A 14203-nucleotide genomic window follows, 5' to 3' on the forward strand; every position below is an offset into this window, starting at 1 on the left:
GTCGCCGTTCAGTTCAAGAGCAACGCCATGCCCGGATCGCCCTTCTCCATCGCACGCCGATAGCCCGCCCGCGCGCTGATGCGGCCGAGATATTTGACCACGTTCGGACAGCGCGACAGGTCATAGGGCTGGAAGTAGCGCATCGTGGTGAGCGAGAAAGCTGTCATGATATCGGCGGTCGTGAAAGCGCTGCCCGCAAGGTATTCGGCCTCGCGAAGCCTTGCATCGAGAAGATCGTAGGCTCGATCGAGACGCCCCTTCATCGCGAGCAGGGTCGGATTGTCCTTGGCGAGATCGAGCCGGCTCAGGATCATCATCCGCCCCATGCCGGGTTGCAGGGTGCCATTGGCGAAATGAAGCCAATACAGAAACTGAGCGAAGGCGGGATCAGTGGGACCGAGCACGAGTCGGCCGTTGCCATATTTTGCAACGATGTAGTCGACGACCGCGCCGGATTCCGCGAGCACCAGCTCGCCGTCGGTGATGACCGGCGCCGTGCCAGCCGGATGCAGCGCCTTGTACTCGGCAGGAGCCAGCATGGTGACGGGATCGCGCGTATAGCGCTTCAGCTCGTAGGGAATCCCCAGCTCCTCGCACAGCCAGACGATACGCTCGGACTGCGATTTGCCGAGATGATGGACGGTGAGCATGGGGCCTCCTGAAGAGATGAAGCAGAACGTGGGATGTGCCACGAACGCACAGGCGTGGTTGCGATTACGCCTCGTCCGTTACCATCCGCGCCACGACGCGGTCGCGGCGGATGAAGTGGTGCCAGAGGGCCGCGATCATGTGAACCGCGATCAAGGCGAGCAGCACATAGGCGAAAAGGATGTGGCGGTCCTCATAGACGCCCGCCGCCGCGCGGTCGGGCGTGGTGAATTGCGGCACGTGAAACAGGCCGAAGAAGTCCGAATAGTCAGGCGCGTGCGCACCGGAATGGGCCCAGCCGAGCATGGTGACGACGACAACGGCGAGGTAGAGCGCGCCGTGGCTGACATGGGCCGCGATCTTCTGCCAGCGTGAGGTCTCGGCCGGCAGTGCCGGCGTCGGGTTGACGAGGCGCCACACCAGGCGCAGCACGGTGAGCAGCAGGATCACATAACCGATATCGGCGTGGATCGAGCGGTAGAAGAAGCGGTCGGGACGCGCCGGGATGTGGTTCATCCACCAGCCGAAGCCGATCATGCCGATAATGCTCAGCGCCAAAATCCAGTGCAGCCACCGGGAAACGCTGCCCCAGCCGTGACTGGTGTTTCTGATCATGTCGGCTCTCCGGAGTTTTGCGGGCCTGCCCCTGTCGGCACCGCAGTACGGCAGCTGATAGCGGGAACACGCGGCAATCGCGAAATTGAATCGTTCCAAATTGGTCCCAAACGCCCCTGCCGCAAAACCGCCCCAAAAACCGAATGGTAACCATGGCGGGCTAAGGTAACGACGTGATCAATTCTCCGACGATCCTGGTGTTCGATTCCGGCCTTGGTGGGCTCACGGTGCTGCGTGAGGTCGTGGCCGCATGCCCGGACGCGCATTACGTCTATGTCGCCGACGACGCCTTCTTCCCCTACGGCCACCACAGCGAGGACCAGATCATCGCCCGCGTGGTGCCGCTGATGGGGGAATTGATCGGCACGCACGATCCTGACCTCGTCGTCATCGCCTGCAACACGGCGTCCACCCTGGTCCTATCTCACTTGCGCGCCGCTTATTCCCTGCCCTTCGTCGGCACCGTGCCGGCGATCAAGCCGGCCTGCGCCCAGTCGAAGACCCGGCGCGTCTCCGTGCTCGGTACCAAGGGCACGGTGAAGCGCGAATACACCAAGGCGCTGATCCGCGATTTCGCGCTGGGTTGCGAGGTGACGCTGGTCGGCTCACCCGAACTGGCCTCGCTGGCTGAAGCTGAACTCAGCGGCACCCCGATCAGTGACGGCGACATCCTCGCCGAGCTTACCCCCTGCTTCGTCGGCGATGCCGCGGATGCGGGCGCGCGCACCGACATAGTCGTGCTCGCCTGCACGCATTATCCGCTGCTGCTCGACCGGATGAAAAAGCTCGCGCCCTGGCCGGTCGACTGGATCGATCCGGCACCCGCGATCGCCCGCCGCGTCTCGGATCTACTCGGCCCGCCGATCGGCGGCATCGCGCAATCCGGTGCCGAGATGATCTTCACCTCGAATCGCGTACATGGCCTCAGCGCCACGCTGACGCCATTCTTCGGCGGCCGCGCATTGGCCTGACTTTCCGCGGACACGGCACGCTGCTAGGCTTCGCCGTCGTCATCTCTCCGCAGGTCATCTCATGTCGATCCCCGCAATGCCGCTCAATCGCCTCCGCCAATTGTGGCGCGAGGGTCGTCCCGCGTTCGGGGCGATCGCGACGATCCCGAGCGTGCAGACTGTGCAGATCATGGCCCGCTCGCTCGACTGGATCATCGTCGATCTCGAGCATGGTCCGATTGGACTGACCGAGGCGCATGCGATGATCACGGCAACGACCGGCACGCCGTGCACACCATTGGTGCGGATCGCGGCCAACGAGCCGTGGCTGGCGAAAGCACCGATGGACATCGGCGCCTTCGGCATCAATTTCCCGATGATCACCAATCGCGCCGATGCCGAGAAAGCGGTGCGCAGCGTGCGCTATCCGCCGCGCGGCGATCGTCTCTGGGGTCCGTTCCACGCACCGTTCCGCTGGGGCCAGTCGATGCCGGACTACATGGCATCAGCCGATGACGAGATGATCTGCATGATCACCATCGAGCATGTCGACGCCGTCAACCGCATCGACGACATCATGGCGACGCCAGGCATCGATGTTGCGGTGATCGGCCCCGGCGATCTCGCGACGTCCATCAACAAGCGCGGGCAGATGGACGATCCCGAGCTGCTGGAGTTGGTCGCCCGCGCGGAAGCCGGCATCCTCAGAAGCGGCGTGCCGATCGGTGGCGTGGCGCGTACCGCAGACCAGGCCAACCAGCTGATCGACCGCGGCTACCGCGCGATCGCGCTCGGCTTCGACTGGTCGCTATTCCAGCGCGGCATCATGGCGGCGTTCGAGGGGATCAAGCGCTGAGCGGCGGGCTTGCCGGGAACTGCCGCGCTGCTAGGGTCGGCCGTTCCAGGGAGGAAACAATGCTCAAAAAGACTTTGCTCGCTCTTGCCTTCACCGGCCTTGCCGCTGCCGCCTTCGCCCAGCAGCCCGGCATCAAACGCACCCCACTCCAGAAGGTCGAATTTCCGGACGGCTACAACACCATCACCGCCATCGCGGAAGTCCCGGCGGGCGGCGCGGCCGGACGCCATACCCATCCGGGAATCGAGACCGGCTACGTGCTCGAAGGCGAGCTGAATCTTCTCATCGATGGTCAGCCGGAGAAAACCCTGAAAGCCGGTGATTCCTACCAGATCCCGGCAGGTGTCGTGCACGACGCCAAAGCCCACGGCGACAAGGCCATGAAAGTGCTTGGAGTTTACGTCGTCGACAAGACCAAGCCGCTGGCTTCGCCGGCACCCTGATGCGGCGAACCGACCGGCCCCAGGCGGGTTGGTTCGTGCTAGAGCAGGCGGCGAGCGGGAATCCGCTCGCGGCACACTGTCTAATCTACGGGAACCGAAAGAGCGATGCGCGGGAAAGCAAAGACCATTTCGCTGCCGCGCCGCCTGATTGTCGATCTCATGCGCGCCTCGATCGGCGTACCGTTCGTATCGCTCTCCCGTTCGCTCAATATCCGCCCTCTGCTGGACGCCCGCGCAGGCGCGATGGCGCCGGCCGGCTGGGCCGCGATGTTCGTCAAGGCCTTCGCTCTGGTGGCCAGGGACGAGCCGCTCCTGCGCACGGTTTACGCCAAATGGCCCTGGCCGATGCTCTATGAGCTGCCGAAGAGCGTAGCCTCGGTCGCCATCGCCCGGGTCGAGGACGGCGAGGAATGCGTGCTGTTGCAGCGGATCGCAGGCCCAGAGGCCATAGCCTTGGCCGAAATCGACGCCGAGATCCGGCGCGCCAAGACAGCCCCGATCGACGAAATTCCCATGTTCCGCAAGATCATGCGGGCGACCCGTCTGCCGCTGCCGCTGCGGCGCCTGTCCTGGGCGATCGGGCTGAATTTCGGCCGGCAGCGCGGCAATTGGTTCGGCAGCTTCGCGGTGAGCTCGGTGGCCGCCTATGGCGGGGGCGAGCTTCACCCCATCACGCCCGGCCCTTTCATCGTCAGCTATGGGGTGGTCGGGGCTGACCAGAGCATCGATGTCGTGATCCGCTGGGATCACCGGGTGACCGACGCTGCCCCCATCGCCAGGGTCTTGACCCGGCTGGAACAGGTCCTGAACACTGAAATCGCTGCCGAATTGCGGGCAGCCGGCCCCAAGCCGATCCGGGCGGTCAGGACGTGATTCCAGGGCCATTCGCATTGACAGCGAGCCCCGAACTCCCCTAAAAGCCGCTTGCTCGCGGGCCGATTTCGGCCCGCGAAGCGTTTCGCGACCCGTGGTCCTTTCCCCCACGCTTTGGGGATGGGACCTGTCAGTGCCGGGCTAGCCCGTCACACAGGAGGGCGCGTTTCCTCAAATCATGAACCTACAGAGGACGCGATGACTAAGCGCAGTGAAGCCAAGTACAAGCTCGACCGCCGTATGGGCCAGAACATCTGGGGCCGCCCAAAGAGCCCCGTCAATCGCCGCGAGTACGGTCCCGGCCAGCACGGCCAGCGCCGCAAGGGCAAGCTCTCCGACTTCGGCGTGCAGCTGCGCGCCAAGCAGAAGCTGAAGGGCTACTACGCCAACATCTCCGAGCGCCAGTTCCACAGCATCTATGTCGAGGCCAGCCGCCTCAAGGGTGACACCGGCGAGAACCTGATCGGCCTGCTCGAGCGTCGTCTCGACGCGGTCGTGTACCGCGCCAAGTTCGTCTCGACGATCTTCGCCGCGCGCCAGTTCATCAACCACGGCCACGTCAAGGTGAACGGCCGCAAGGTCAACATCTCAAGCTATCAGGTCAAGATCAGCGACGTGATCGAGGTCAAGGAAGCCTCCAAGCAGCTCGCCCACGTCCTCGAAGCCAGCCAGCTCTCTGAGCGTGACACCCCGGACTATCTCGAGGTGGACCACAACAAGATGACCGCGAAATACGTGCGCATCCCGCACCTCTCCGACGTGCCGTTCCCGGTGCAGATGGAGCCGCATCTGGTCGTCGAATTCTATTCGCGCTGATAGTTCGGCAGATCAATTCCTCAAAGGCCCCGGTTTCCGGGGCCTTTTTGTTTGAGCCGGCCATTTCCATGTCCCAGGCCATATGTGCTAGGATTGAGCATTGCGGAGTTGAGCATGACGCGTCTTCTGGAAGAGGCCTTTAGCAAAGTGTCCAGTCTGCCTGATTCAGAGCAGGACGAATTGGCGCGGACCCTGCTTGAACTTGCTGGAGTCGATCGGCCTCCGATCCAGCTGACGCCGGCGGAAGAGGCCGATCTCGCCGAGGCCGAAGCCGAAATCGCTCGCGGTGAGCTTGCCAGCGTCGACGAAATCCACGCGATGTGGGCTAAGCACGGGCTGTGAAGGTCCGCTACACGAAGCGGGCGCTCGTCCAAATCGACGAAGTTCTGACCTGCATCGAAGCGCGCTCGCCCCAAGGAGCAGACCACGTGCGTGACCGCGTTATAGCGCTCATCGCACTGCTTCAGGATCACCCTTATGCAGGGCGACCGACCACCCGTGCATACGTCCGTCGCTTGCCGGTCAACCCTTATCCGTATCTGATCGATTATCGTGTGACTGCGACAGAAGTCGTGATCATGCGTTTCGTCACGCCGCCCGGCGTCCACCCAGAACTCGCTGACCGCGAGTGAGTGCAATTCCCTCAGGGAGCAAGTTGATGCTCTATACCCCTCCCCCCATCGATCCCCAGGCACCGCCGGTGCGCATCAATCTGCTCTCGGACACGCAGACCAAGCCAACGGCTGCGATGCGCGAGGCGATGGCGCGCGCCGAAGTCGGCGACGAGCAGGTCGGCGACGATCCGACCGTGAATGCGCTGTGCGAGCGCGTCGCCGAGCTGCTCGGCAAGGAAGCCGCGGTCTACATGCCATCAGGCACGATGTGCAACGTCACCGCGACGCTGGTGCATTGTCGTCCCGGTGACGAGATCCTCGCCCATGAGAGCGCGCACATCATCGCGCGCGAAGGCGGCGCACATGCCGCCATCGGCGGCTTCCAGGTCACGCAATTGAAGGGACCCGACGGCCAGTTCACGCCGGAGACATTCCGCAAGGCACTGCACCCGCGCACGCGCTACCAGCCACCGCAGACCGTGGTCAGCGTCGAGCAGACCGCCAATATCGGCGGCGGCACGATCTGGAAGAAGGCCGCGCTCGACGAAATCGTCGCGATCGCCAAACAACACGGCCTCGTCACCCACATGGATGGCGCGCGTCTGCTCAATGCCACCGTGGCGAGCGGCATCTCCCCGCGCGACATGACGGCGGGGTGGGATTCGGCCTGGATCGACTTCTCGAAGGGCCTGGGCGCGCCGATCGGCGGCGTACTCGCAGGCTCCCGCGCCTTCATCGACGCGGTGTGGCAGTGGAAGCAGCGCCTCGGTGGCTCAATGCGGCAGGCCGGAATCTGCGCGGCCGCGTGCATCTACGCACTCGACCATCACGTCGATCGTCTCGCCGACGACCACGCCAACGCGCGCGCACTCGCCCGCGGACTGTCGCAGATCCCTGGCGTCGACGTGCAGGAGCCCGAGACCAATCTCGTGTTCTTCAAGCCCGATGGCGCCGGCATTGCCGGCGACAAGATGGTTGCGGCGCTCCGCCAGCGCGGCGTGACGCTTGCGATGATGGACGGCCGCATCCGTGCCTGCACCCATCTCGACGTCAATGCGACCCAGATCGAGGAGATGATCGGCTACGTGCGCGAGATCGTGCGCGGGGCTTAAGTCCCGCGAACCGCCGCGATCACCGCCCCATCGCCTGATAGATCAGCGTCTTCAGCGCCAGTTGAATCCGGCCGCGCTGCGACGGGGTCTGCACCATGAAGATCCCGAACAGATCGTCTTCGGGATCGATGAAGAAGAAGGTGCCGCCGACGCCGTCCCAGCGATATTCGCCAAGTGGCCAGGATGTGCCGGGCGGCACCGACGTGCGCACCGCGAAGCCGAGGCCAAACCCAGAAGACCCGCCCGGATAATAGTTCTGGTCACGTGCGACCTTGGTCTCGGGCCCGATATGATCCGACGCCATCAGCGCGATGGTCTCGGGCTTGAGATAGCGCCGGCCGTCATAGGTGCCGCCATTCAGCAGCATCTGTGCGAAACGGGCATAGTCGCCGACGGTGCCGACCATGCCGCCGCCGCCCGATTCCCATTTCGCGGGCTGCCTGATGTCGCGGACCTGCGTCGTCGGATTGATGTTGCGATCCTCCGGCATCGGCTCGGCAATGCGCGGGAATTTGGCGGGATCGGCGACGAAGAAAGCCGTCTCGGTCATGCCGAGCGGATCGAGCAGCCGTTCCTTCTCGAACTGAAGCAGCGTCTTTCCCGCGATAACCTCGACGACGCGGCCGAGCACGTCGGTGGAATAGCCGTAGTCCCACACCGTGCCGGGCTGCTCGACCAGCGGCAGCGTGGCGATCTTGGCGACGAAGTCGGCATTGTTGAGATTGCTGTTGAAGAGATTGGCCTCGGCATAGAGTTCGCGCACCATGCCGCCGCCATGATAGCCGTAGGGCAGCCCGGAGGTGTGGCGCAGCAGGTCCTTGATTGTGACCGGACGAATGACCGGCTCCAGCACCAGCGCGACCTTGCCATCTTCGGCCTTCTTCTCGAGGCCGACCTTCATGCCGGCAAAGGCCGGAATGTATTTCGAGACAGGATCGTCGAGCTTGAGCTTGCCCTCCTCGACCAGCATCATCGCCATGACTGACGTGACCGGCTTCGACATCGAATAGAGGCGGAAGATCGTGTCCGCGCTCATCGACATCTCGGTCGCGACGTCGCGGACGCCGAAATTCTCGTAATAGACCGGCTTGCCGTGCTGCTGGAGCAGCAGGATGGCGCCGGGGATCTTGCCGGTCGCGATCTCGTTCCGGATGTAGTCGGAGACTTTTGCCAGGCCTTCGGGCGAGAGATTGTGCGCGGCGCGCTCGGAGCCTGCCTTCACACCAACGACGCCTAACACAAGGACGAGCGCCGCGATCAGCGCGCGGCGCCCGCGCATGTCAGTTCTCCATTGCTTCATAGACCAGCTGCTTCAATGTCCGCTGCACGCGCTGGCGCTCGGTCGGGGTCTGCTCCAGCAGCACGAAGAACATGTCCTGCTTGGGATCAATCACGAAATAGCAGCCGGAGGCGCCGTCCCATTTCAGTTCGCCGAGATCGCCGGGCGGCGGCGGTTTTGCGTTGCCGGGGTCGGTGCGCACCGCGAGTCCGAGGCCGAAGCCAAAACCGTCGCCGGGGAAGTAGAAATAATCGCGATCGACGCCCGATTTGGGGCCGATCTGATCGGTCACCATCAGCTTGAACGTCTCCGGTTTGAGGATGGTCTTGCCATCGAGGGTGCCGCCGTTGAGCAGCATCTGCGCGAAGCGCGCATAGTCCGCCATGGTGGAGACCATGCCGCCGCTGGCGGACTGCCACTTCTTGACGACGGTCGGATCGTTGATCCGGCCGACCCGGAAATCACTGTCATTCGACACCGGCTGCGCCAGCAGCTTCTGCTTCTCGGGATCGGTGACGAAGAAGCCGGTATCGACCATGCCGAGCGGCACCAGCAGCTTCTCCCGCTCGATCTCGAGCAGCGGCTTTCCACTCGCGACCTCCATGACGCGCGCCAGGATGTCGGTGGAATGGCCGTACTGCCAGAGCGCGCCGGGCTGGTTGTGCAGCGGCAGCTTTGCGATGCGCTCGGCGAACTCGGCGAGGTCAAAATCGCCGGCATAGATATTGGCGTCGCGATAGGCTTTGCGGACCAGGCTGTCGCCGTAGAAGCCATAGGTGACGCCCGAGGTGTGCGTCATCAAATCGTGCACCGTCATCGGCCGGTTCGGTGGCACGAGCTCGAGCGACTTGATGCCGTCCTCGGCCTTCTTCTCGACGCCGACCTTCACATTGGCAAAGGACGGAATGTATTTCGAGACCGGATCGTCGAGCTTGATCTTGCCGTCCTCGACCAATTGCATCGCGACAACAGAGGTGATCGCCTTGGTCATCGAGAACAGGCGAAAGATCGTCTTGTCGGTGATCGGCGCCTTGCTCGCCACGTCCTGCACGCCGAAGGCTTCGCGGAAGATCGGTTTGCCGCGCTGCTGGATCAGCACGGTTGCGCCGGCGATCTTGCCGGTCGCGACCTCGTTCTTGAAGAACTCACTGATCTTGGCAAGCTTGTCCCGGTTAAAATGCGCGCCCGCCGGAATCTCGTAGGTGCCCTCCGCTCGCGCGAACGACATCGCGCCCAGCGACACCAGCGCGCCGCAGAGCAACGCACGCAGTCCAGACTGTAAGATCATATCCCCTCCCCGGAAAATCGCGGGCGGAGTGTACTGACCGCGGCATCAGGCACAAGGGCTGCTGTGTCGCGCAACCGCCTCGGCGTGGAGCTTGGCGCTCGGCTCGGCGAAGCAGCAGAACACCACGCGAGCGACGGATGGTGCGGCCGCGAGCCCTTCGATCGTGGTGCGCACGGCAATATCGGCCGCCCGGTCGGCAGGAAAGCGGAAAATGCCGGTCGAAATCGCGGGAAATGCCACCGAGGTCAGCTTGTGCTTCCCGCACAGCTCCATCGAGCGGCGATAGCTGGAGGCGAGCAGATCATCCTCGCCGAGCGTACCGCCGTTCCAGACCGGCCCGACGGTGTGGATCACATGGGCGGCCTTGAGCCGATAGCCCTTGGTGATCTTGGCATCGCCGGTCTTGCAGCCGTGAAGCATGCGGCATTCGGCGACCAGATCGGGCCCGGCCGCCCGATGGATGGCGCCGTCCACGCCGCCCCCGCCCAGGAGCGACGTGTTGGCCGCGTTGACGATTGCGTCAACGCTCAGTGTGGTGATGTCAGCAACCATAACCTCGAGTTCGGCGCCGCCGATCCGGCGCGTCAGCTCGGTCACGTATCAGGCTGCGACAGCGACACCCTTTTCGGAGAACAGCTGCTGCAATTCACCTGCCTGGAACATCTCGCGGATGATGTCGCAGCCGCCGACGAACTCGCCCTTTACATAGAGCTGCGGAATGGTCGGCCAGTTCGAGTAGTCCTTGATGCCGTTGCGCAGTTCGGCGGATTCGAGAACGTTGAGGCCCTTATAGCCGACGCCGACGTGGTCGAGGATCTGCACGACCTGGCCGGAGAACCCGCACTGCGGAAATTGCGGCGTACCCTTCATGAACAGAACCACGTCGTTCGACTTCACTTCGTTGGCGATGAATTCCTCGATGCTCATATCCGTGTCCTTATGGGGCTGAGCCCACTCCAATCGCTTCGGGCTGGCTCAGCCGATCTAACCCGATACCTGCCTATATATGTAGCCCAAACCGTTGTGCATCCAAAGTAAAATGGCGGCGACCGCCCCCTGCGCCGACGGTCTGGGCAGCGCCGGCCCATTGCATGATGGCACGAATATCATCGCCGGGGAGGACTTTCATACCGTCACGGAGCCCCTATCTAGGACGAACCCCGCGTTTTGGAACCGGGCAGCGCCAACAACGTTCTCTTGTCCTGTCTGGAGAAAAACGTGACGAAACAAGCCTCCGCTACGGCCCCCGCCCCGCTTTCGTCACCGTCGGCCGATTTGGGCGGCCTTGCGCGGAATCTCGAAGACGCGTTTCTCACCGTCCGCGACGAGACCGAGCGCCGGGCCTCGCCGCTGTCGCCGGAGGACCAGCAGATCCAGTCCATGCCGGATGCGAGCCCGACGAAATGGCACCGGGCGCACACCACCTGGTTCTGGGAGCAATTTCTGCTCGGCGAGCACTGTGCGAGTTACAGGCCCTTTCACCCTGACTTCGCCTTCCTGTTCAATTCCTATTACGTCAGCGCCGGTCCCCGCCATTCCCGCAATCATCGCGGCGACATCACCCGTCCCAGCGCCGATCAGGTCGGCGCCTACCGAAAATATGTCGACGCTGCGGTCGTAAAATTCTTCCGCGAGGCCGGCGAGGACAAGCTGCGCGAGATCGCACCGCTGGTCGAGGTCGGCCTCAACCACGAGCAGCAGCATCAGGAATTGATGTTCACCGACGTCCTGCACGCCTTCGCGCAGAACCCGATCCCGCCGGCCTACGATCCGGACTGGCGCTTCCCGACCGCGACGCCGGCCGGTGAGGATTGGCTGACGCTGAACGAAGGCATCCACACCGTCGGTCATGTCGACGATAGTTTTCATTTCGACAACGAAAAGCCGGCGCATCGCGCCCTCGTCGGCCCGGTCAAGGTCGCACGCAATCTCGTCACCAATGGCCAATGGCTGGCCTTCATGCGCGCCGGCGGCTATCGGACTGCAACGCTGTGGCTGATGGACGGTTTTGCGGCCGTCAACAACGAGGGCTGGGACGCTCCCGGCCATTGGCGCGAGATCGACGGCCAATGGCATGTGATGACGCTGGCCGGCCTCAAGCCGGTCGATCCCACAGCGCCGGTCTGCCACGTCAGCTATTACGAGGCCGATGCGTTTGCGCGCTGGGCCGGAAAACATCTGCCGACCGAGATGGAATGGGAAGTCGCGGCCCGCGCCGGCCAGCTCAACGATGCCTTCGGCATCGTCTGGCAGTGGACGCGATCGTCCTACTCACCCTACCCCGGCTATCGCGCTATCGAAGGCGCGCTCGGCGAGTACAACGGCAAGTTCATGGTCAACCAGCTGGTGCTGCGCGGCTCCTCGCTTGCAACCCCGGAGGGGCACAGCCGTATCACCTATCGCAACTTCTTCTATCCGCACCACCGCTGGCAGTTCACGGGATTGCGGCTCGCCGACTACGAATAACAATTATCCGACGACAACCGCGCGCCGGACAGCGCGTTCAGGAGAGTATCATGAATGTGCACGCCAGCGCTTTGGCTGAAGCCCATCTTCCCGACGCTCAGACCACTGCCTTCGCCCGCGAGGCCATCGGGGACCTCTCGCAGCAGCCGAAAAAGCTGTCGCCGAAATATTTCTATGATGCAGCCGGATCTGAACTGTTCGAGGCAATCACACGCCTGCCGGAATATTACCCGACGCGCACGGAGCTTGCGATCCTGAAAGAGCGCGGCAGCGAAATCGCGAAAATCATTCCGGAGCACGCGGCGCTGGTTGAGTTCGGCGCGGGCGCGACCACAAAAGTCCGCCTGCTGCTCAACCATTGCAAATTCGCGGCTTATGTGCCCGTCGACATCTCCGGCGACTTCCTGAAGGAGCAGGCGAACGGCCTGAAGCGGGATTTTCCGTCACTCGGCATCCACCCGGTGGCGGCCGACTTCACCACGCCGTTCGAGCTTCCCAAGGCGGTGGCATCCATGCCCAAGGTCGGCTTCTTCCCGGGTTCGACCATCGGCAATTTCGAGCCGCATGAAGCGCAGGCCTTCTTGAAGAGCGCGCGAGCTATTCTGGGCCGGGGCGCGCAGATGATCATCGGCGCCGATCTCGAAAAGGAAGAGCGCGTGCTTCACGACGCGTATAACGACGCGGCCGGCGTCACCGCGCGCTTCAACCTCAATGTGCTGGTGCGCATCAACCGCGAACTCGGCGGCAATTTCGATCTCTCCGCCTTCACCCATCGCGCGATTTACAATCGCGAGCGGCACCGCATCGAGATGCACCTGATCAGCAAGAAGAGCCAGACCGTGCGCCTGCTCGGTACCAGCTTCTCGTTCCGTGCGGGCGAGAGCATCCACACCGAGAACAGCTACAAATACAGCCTCGACCGCTTCGCTGCGCTGGCGCAAGGCGCAGGCTGGCAAGTGCGCGAGAGCTGGACGGATACGGCGAAGATGTTCTCGGTGCACGCGCTGGAGGCGGCGGAGTAAGCGCTCCGGCGACAACGGCGCCGGCTCAATGCTCTTGGGCCTCTTCCGGGGTGGATCGCAGCGAGATTGACTCCCACACCGCCACCACGATCATGATCACGGTCGTCGCGACCGACAGCCATAAGGGCGACAGTTCCGCAGCGAACCAGCTCAGCACCAGAAGCAGGACGATGCCGATGCCGTGCGAGAGCTGGAGGAAGCCGCGGATGGCGTGCTTGAACAGGATGGTGCCGACCAGAAACACCAGCGGCCCGCCGATCGTGCTGACCATGGTCCGGATGTCAGAATGGCCGGTGGGATGTTTCAGCACCAGTTCGTCCGCCACCGCAGTCAGGATGATGCCGGCGACGATCGGCATGTGCAGATAGGTATAGCCAAGCCGCGCCAGCCGGCCGGATTCGGCGGTCTTCGATATCCGCTCGGAGCCGGCCTCCGCGCCCTTGTGGAAATAGATCCACCACATCGCGATGCTGCCGACCAGCGCCGAGACGAAGGCGAGGAGGTTGTCGGCGGTCCAGTCCAGCTCGGCGAAGGTCGCGCCGTTGACGACGACGGCTTCACCGAGCGCGATGATGATGAAGCCGGCGAAGCGCTCGGCCATGTGACCGCCTTCGACGGCCCAGGCCTCGACCGACGAGAATCCCAGCCTGGGGACCCAGAATCGGACCGCGGGTGAGACATATTCGATCGTGAGTGCCACGATCCAGAACCACAGCCTCTCCTCCTCGTGCACCAGACCGCCGAGGATCCAGAAGATCGCGGAAGCGGAGAGCCAGACCAGGATGCGGATCGCGTTGTGCCGAACGGCGGTGCGATGGCGCGGGGTCGCGAACAGCCAGAAGGCCGTGCGTCCGACCTGCATCGCTGCGTAGGCGATCGCGAACCACAGGCCGCGTCCCTCAAAAGCGGTCGGGATCGTCGTCGACAGCACGAGGCCGCCGAGCATCATCGAGAAGAGCATGACGCGGATCGGGGTCAGCTCGGGGTTGAGCCAGTTGGTGACCCAGGCGGTGTAGACCCACACCCACCACACCGCGAGAAACAGCATCGTCACGTGCAGCCCGCCCAGCGGCGTGAAATGGTGCAGCAGCGTGTGCGAGACCTGCGTGATCGCGAAAACGAAGACGAGGTCGAAGAACAGCTCGGCATTGGTGACGCGGCTGTGCTGGTTCGGCAGGATGACGCGAAACATCGCGCCGCGAGGATTGTCCGCAGCCATCG

Annotated in this window: 17 protein-coding genes; 10 read left to right on the forward strand and 7 right to left on the reverse strand. The window is 63.6% G+C overall.

The annotated features are described in order from the left end of the window. Nucleotides 1-8: 8 nt before the first annotated feature. Both IVA74_RS01205 and IVA74_RS01210 read right to left on the reverse strand, forming a co-directional pair. Nucleotides 9-650, reverse strand: coding sequence for a glutathione S-transferase family protein (locus IVA74_RS01205; protein ID WP_247339097.1), 642 nt, complete (start codon nucleotides 648-650; stop codon nucleotides 9-11). Nucleotides 651-714: 64 nt separating this feature from the next. Continuing rightward, a complete protein-coding gene (locus IVA74_RS01210) occupies nucleotides 715-1263 on the reverse strand; it encodes a cytochrome b (protein ID WP_247339098.1) in 549 nt (182 codons plus the stop codon). 173 nt (nucleotides 1264-1436) lie between these two features. Between IVA74_RS01210 and murI the strand changes: the two genes are divergently transcribed. From murI to IVA74_RS01250, 8 genes are all read left to right on the forward strand, one after another. Beyond that, complete coding sequence (gene murI, locus IVA74_RS01215; protein WP_247339100.1) at nucleotides 1437-2234, forward strand: glutamate racemase; 798 nt, start codon at nucleotides 1437-1439, stop codon at nucleotides 2232-2234. 61 nt (nucleotides 2235-2295) lie between these two features. Continuing rightward, nucleotides 2296-3069: an aldolase/citrate lyase family protein gene (locus IVA74_RS01220; protein ID WP_247339102.1), complete on the forward strand. Its 774-nt coding sequence runs from the start codon at nucleotides 2296-2298 to the stop codon at nucleotides 3067-3069. 59 nt (nucleotides 3070-3128) lie between these two features. After that, a complete protein-coding gene (locus IVA74_RS01225; protein WP_247339103.1) occupies nucleotides 3129-3512 on the forward strand; it encodes a cupin domain-containing protein in 384 nt (127 codons plus the stop codon). A gap of 105 nt (nucleotides 3513-3617) precedes the next feature. Continuing rightward, nucleotides 3618-4385, forward strand: a complete 768-nt coding sequence (locus IVA74_RS01230) for an acyltransferase (protein ID WP_247339104.1) — start codon at nucleotides 3618-3620, stop codon at nucleotides 4383-4385. A 198-nt stretch (nucleotides 4386-4583) separates the two neighbouring features. Then, entirely contained in the window at nucleotides 4584-5201 is a 618-nt protein-coding gene (rpsD, locus tag IVA74_RS01235) for a 30S ribosomal protein S4 (RefSeq protein WP_247339107.1), read from the forward strand. Nucleotides 5202-5315: 114 nt separating this feature from the next. After that, nucleotides 5316-5543, forward strand: coding sequence for a hypothetical protein (locus IVA74_RS01240; protein WP_247339109.1), 228 nt, complete (start codon nucleotides 5316-5318; stop codon nucleotides 5541-5543). Continuing rightward, nucleotides 5540-5833: a type II toxin-antitoxin system RelE/ParE family toxin gene (locus IVA74_RS01245; RefSeq protein ID WP_247339111.1), complete on the forward strand. Its 294-nt coding sequence runs from the start codon at nucleotides 5540-5542 to the stop codon at nucleotides 5831-5833. Before IVA74_RS01240 ends, IVA74_RS01245 begins: the two co-directional genes overlap by 4 nt. A 26-nt stretch (nucleotides 5834-5859) precedes the next feature. Continuing rightward, nucleotides 5860-6927 carry a threonine aldolase family protein gene (locus IVA74_RS01250; protein ID WP_247339117.1) on the forward strand — a complete coding sequence of 356 codons (1068 nt, stop codon included), beginning with the start codon at nucleotides 5860-5862 and terminating at the stop codon, nucleotides 6925-6927. Nucleotides 6928-6946: 19 nt separating this feature from the next. Here IVA74_RS01250 and IVA74_RS01255 read toward each other — a convergent pair whose 3' ends face one another. The 4 genes from IVA74_RS01255 to grxD are packed head-to-tail and all read right to left on the reverse strand — an operon-like array spanning nucleotide 6947 to nucleotide 10421. After that, nucleotides 6947-8206 carry a serine hydrolase domain-containing protein gene (locus tag IVA74_RS01255; RefSeq protein WP_247339121.1) on the reverse strand — a complete coding sequence of 420 codons (1260 nt, stop codon included), beginning with the start codon at nucleotides 8204-8206 and terminating at the stop codon, nucleotides 6947-6949. Nucleotide 8207: 1 nt separating this feature from the next. Continuing rightward, entirely contained in the window at nucleotides 8208-9494 is a 1287-nt protein-coding gene (locus IVA74_RS01260; protein WP_247339122.1) for a serine hydrolase domain-containing protein, read from the reverse strand. A 45-nt stretch (nucleotides 9495-9539) separates the two neighbouring features. Then, on the reverse strand, nucleotides 9540-10091 hold the full coding sequence (locus tag IVA74_RS01265; protein ID WP_247339124.1) for an O-acetyl-ADP-ribose deacetylase: 552 nt from the start codon (nucleotides 10089-10091) through the stop codon (nucleotides 9540-9542). Between the two features lie 3 nt (nucleotides 10092-10094). Next, the gene (grxD, locus tag IVA74_RS01270; protein WP_247339126.1) at nucleotides 10095-10421 is read right to left on the reverse strand and encodes a Grx4 family monothiol glutaredoxin; all 327 of its coding nucleotides are present in this window, start codon (nucleotides 10419-10421) and stop codon (nucleotides 10095-10097) included. A gap of 240 nt (nucleotides 10422-10661) precedes the next feature. On the opposite strand from grxD, the gene egtB reads away from it, so the two are divergent. Together egtB and egtD are read left to right on the forward strand one after the other, a co-directional pair. Beyond that, nucleotides 10662-11960, forward strand: a complete 1299-nt coding sequence (gene egtB / locus IVA74_RS01275; RefSeq protein WP_247339130.1) for an ergothioneine biosynthesis protein EgtB — start codon at nucleotides 10662-10664, stop codon at nucleotides 11958-11960. A gap of 50 nt (nucleotides 11961-12010) precedes the next feature. Then, nucleotides 12011-12982, forward strand: coding sequence for an L-histidine N(alpha)-methyltransferase (gene egtD / locus IVA74_RS01280; RefSeq protein ID WP_247339131.1), 972 nt, complete (start codon nucleotides 12011-12013; stop codon nucleotides 12980-12982). 25 nt (nucleotides 12983-13007) lie between these two features. On the opposite strand, the gene IVA74_RS01285 is transcribed toward egtD, so the two are convergent. Further along, nucleotides 13008-14201, reverse strand: a complete 1194-nt coding sequence (locus IVA74_RS01285; RefSeq protein WP_247339133.1) for a low temperature requirement protein A — start codon at nucleotides 14199-14201, stop codon at nucleotides 13008-13010. Nucleotides 14202-14203: the final 2 nt, after the last annotated feature.

The organism is Bradyrhizobium sp. 132, assembly GCF_023074185.1.
GTDB lineage: Bacteria > Pseudomonadota > Alphaproteobacteria > Rhizobiales > Xanthobacteraceae > Bradyrhizobium.

Bases quoted from the DNA above. Each gene is read 5' to 3' on its own strand.
- IVA74_RS01205 (WP_247339097.1), bottom strand. From the start codon at position 650: ATGCTCACCGTCCATCATCTCGGCAAATCGCAGTCCGAGCGTATCGTC.
- IVA74_RS01210 (WP_247339098.1), bottom strand. From the start codon at position 1,263: ATGATCAGAAACACCAGTCACGGCTGGGGCAGCGTTTCCCGGTGGCTG.
- IVA74_RS01220 (WP_247339102.1), top strand. From the start codon at position 2,296: ATGTCGATCCCCGCAATGCCGCTCAATCGCCTCCGCCAATTGTGGCGC.
- IVA74_RS01225 (WP_247339103.1), top strand. From the start codon at position 3,129: ATGCTCAAAAAGACTTTGCTCGCTCTTGCCTTCACCGGCCTTGCCGCT.
- IVA74_RS01230 (WP_247339104.1), top strand. From the start codon at position 3,618: ATGCGCGGGAAAGCAAAGACCATTTCGCTGCCGCGCCGCCTGATTGTC.
- rpsD (WP_247339107.1), top strand. From the start codon at position 4,584: ATGACTAAGCGCAGTGAAGCCAAGTACAAGCTCGACCGCCGTATGGGC.
- IVA74_RS01240 (WP_247339109.1), top strand. From the start codon at position 5,316: ATGACGCGTCTTCTGGAAGAGGCCTTTAGCAAAGTGTCCAGTCTGCCT.
- IVA74_RS01250 (WP_247339117.1), top strand. From the start codon at position 5,860: ATGCTCTATACCCCTCCCCCCATCGATCCCCAGGCACCGCCGGTGCGC.
- IVA74_RS01255 (WP_247339121.1), bottom strand. From the start codon at position 8,206: ATGCGCGGGCGCCGCGCGCTGATCGCGGCGCTCGTCCTTGTGTTAGGC.
- IVA74_RS01260 (WP_247339122.1), bottom strand. From the start codon at position 9,494: ATGATCTTACAGTCTGGACTGCGTGCGTTGCTCTGCGGCGCGCTGGTG.
- grxD (WP_247339126.1), bottom strand. From the start codon at position 10,421: ATGAGCATCGAGGAATTCATCGCCAACGAAGTGAAGTCGAACGACGTG.
- egtD (WP_247339131.1), top strand. From the start codon at position 12,011: ATGAATGTGCACGCCAGCGCTTTGGCTGAAGCCCATCTTCCCGACGCT.
- IVA74_RS01285 (WP_247339133.1), bottom strand. From the start codon at position 14,201: ATGGCTGCGGACAATCCTCGCGGCGCGATGTTTCGCGTCATCCTGCCG.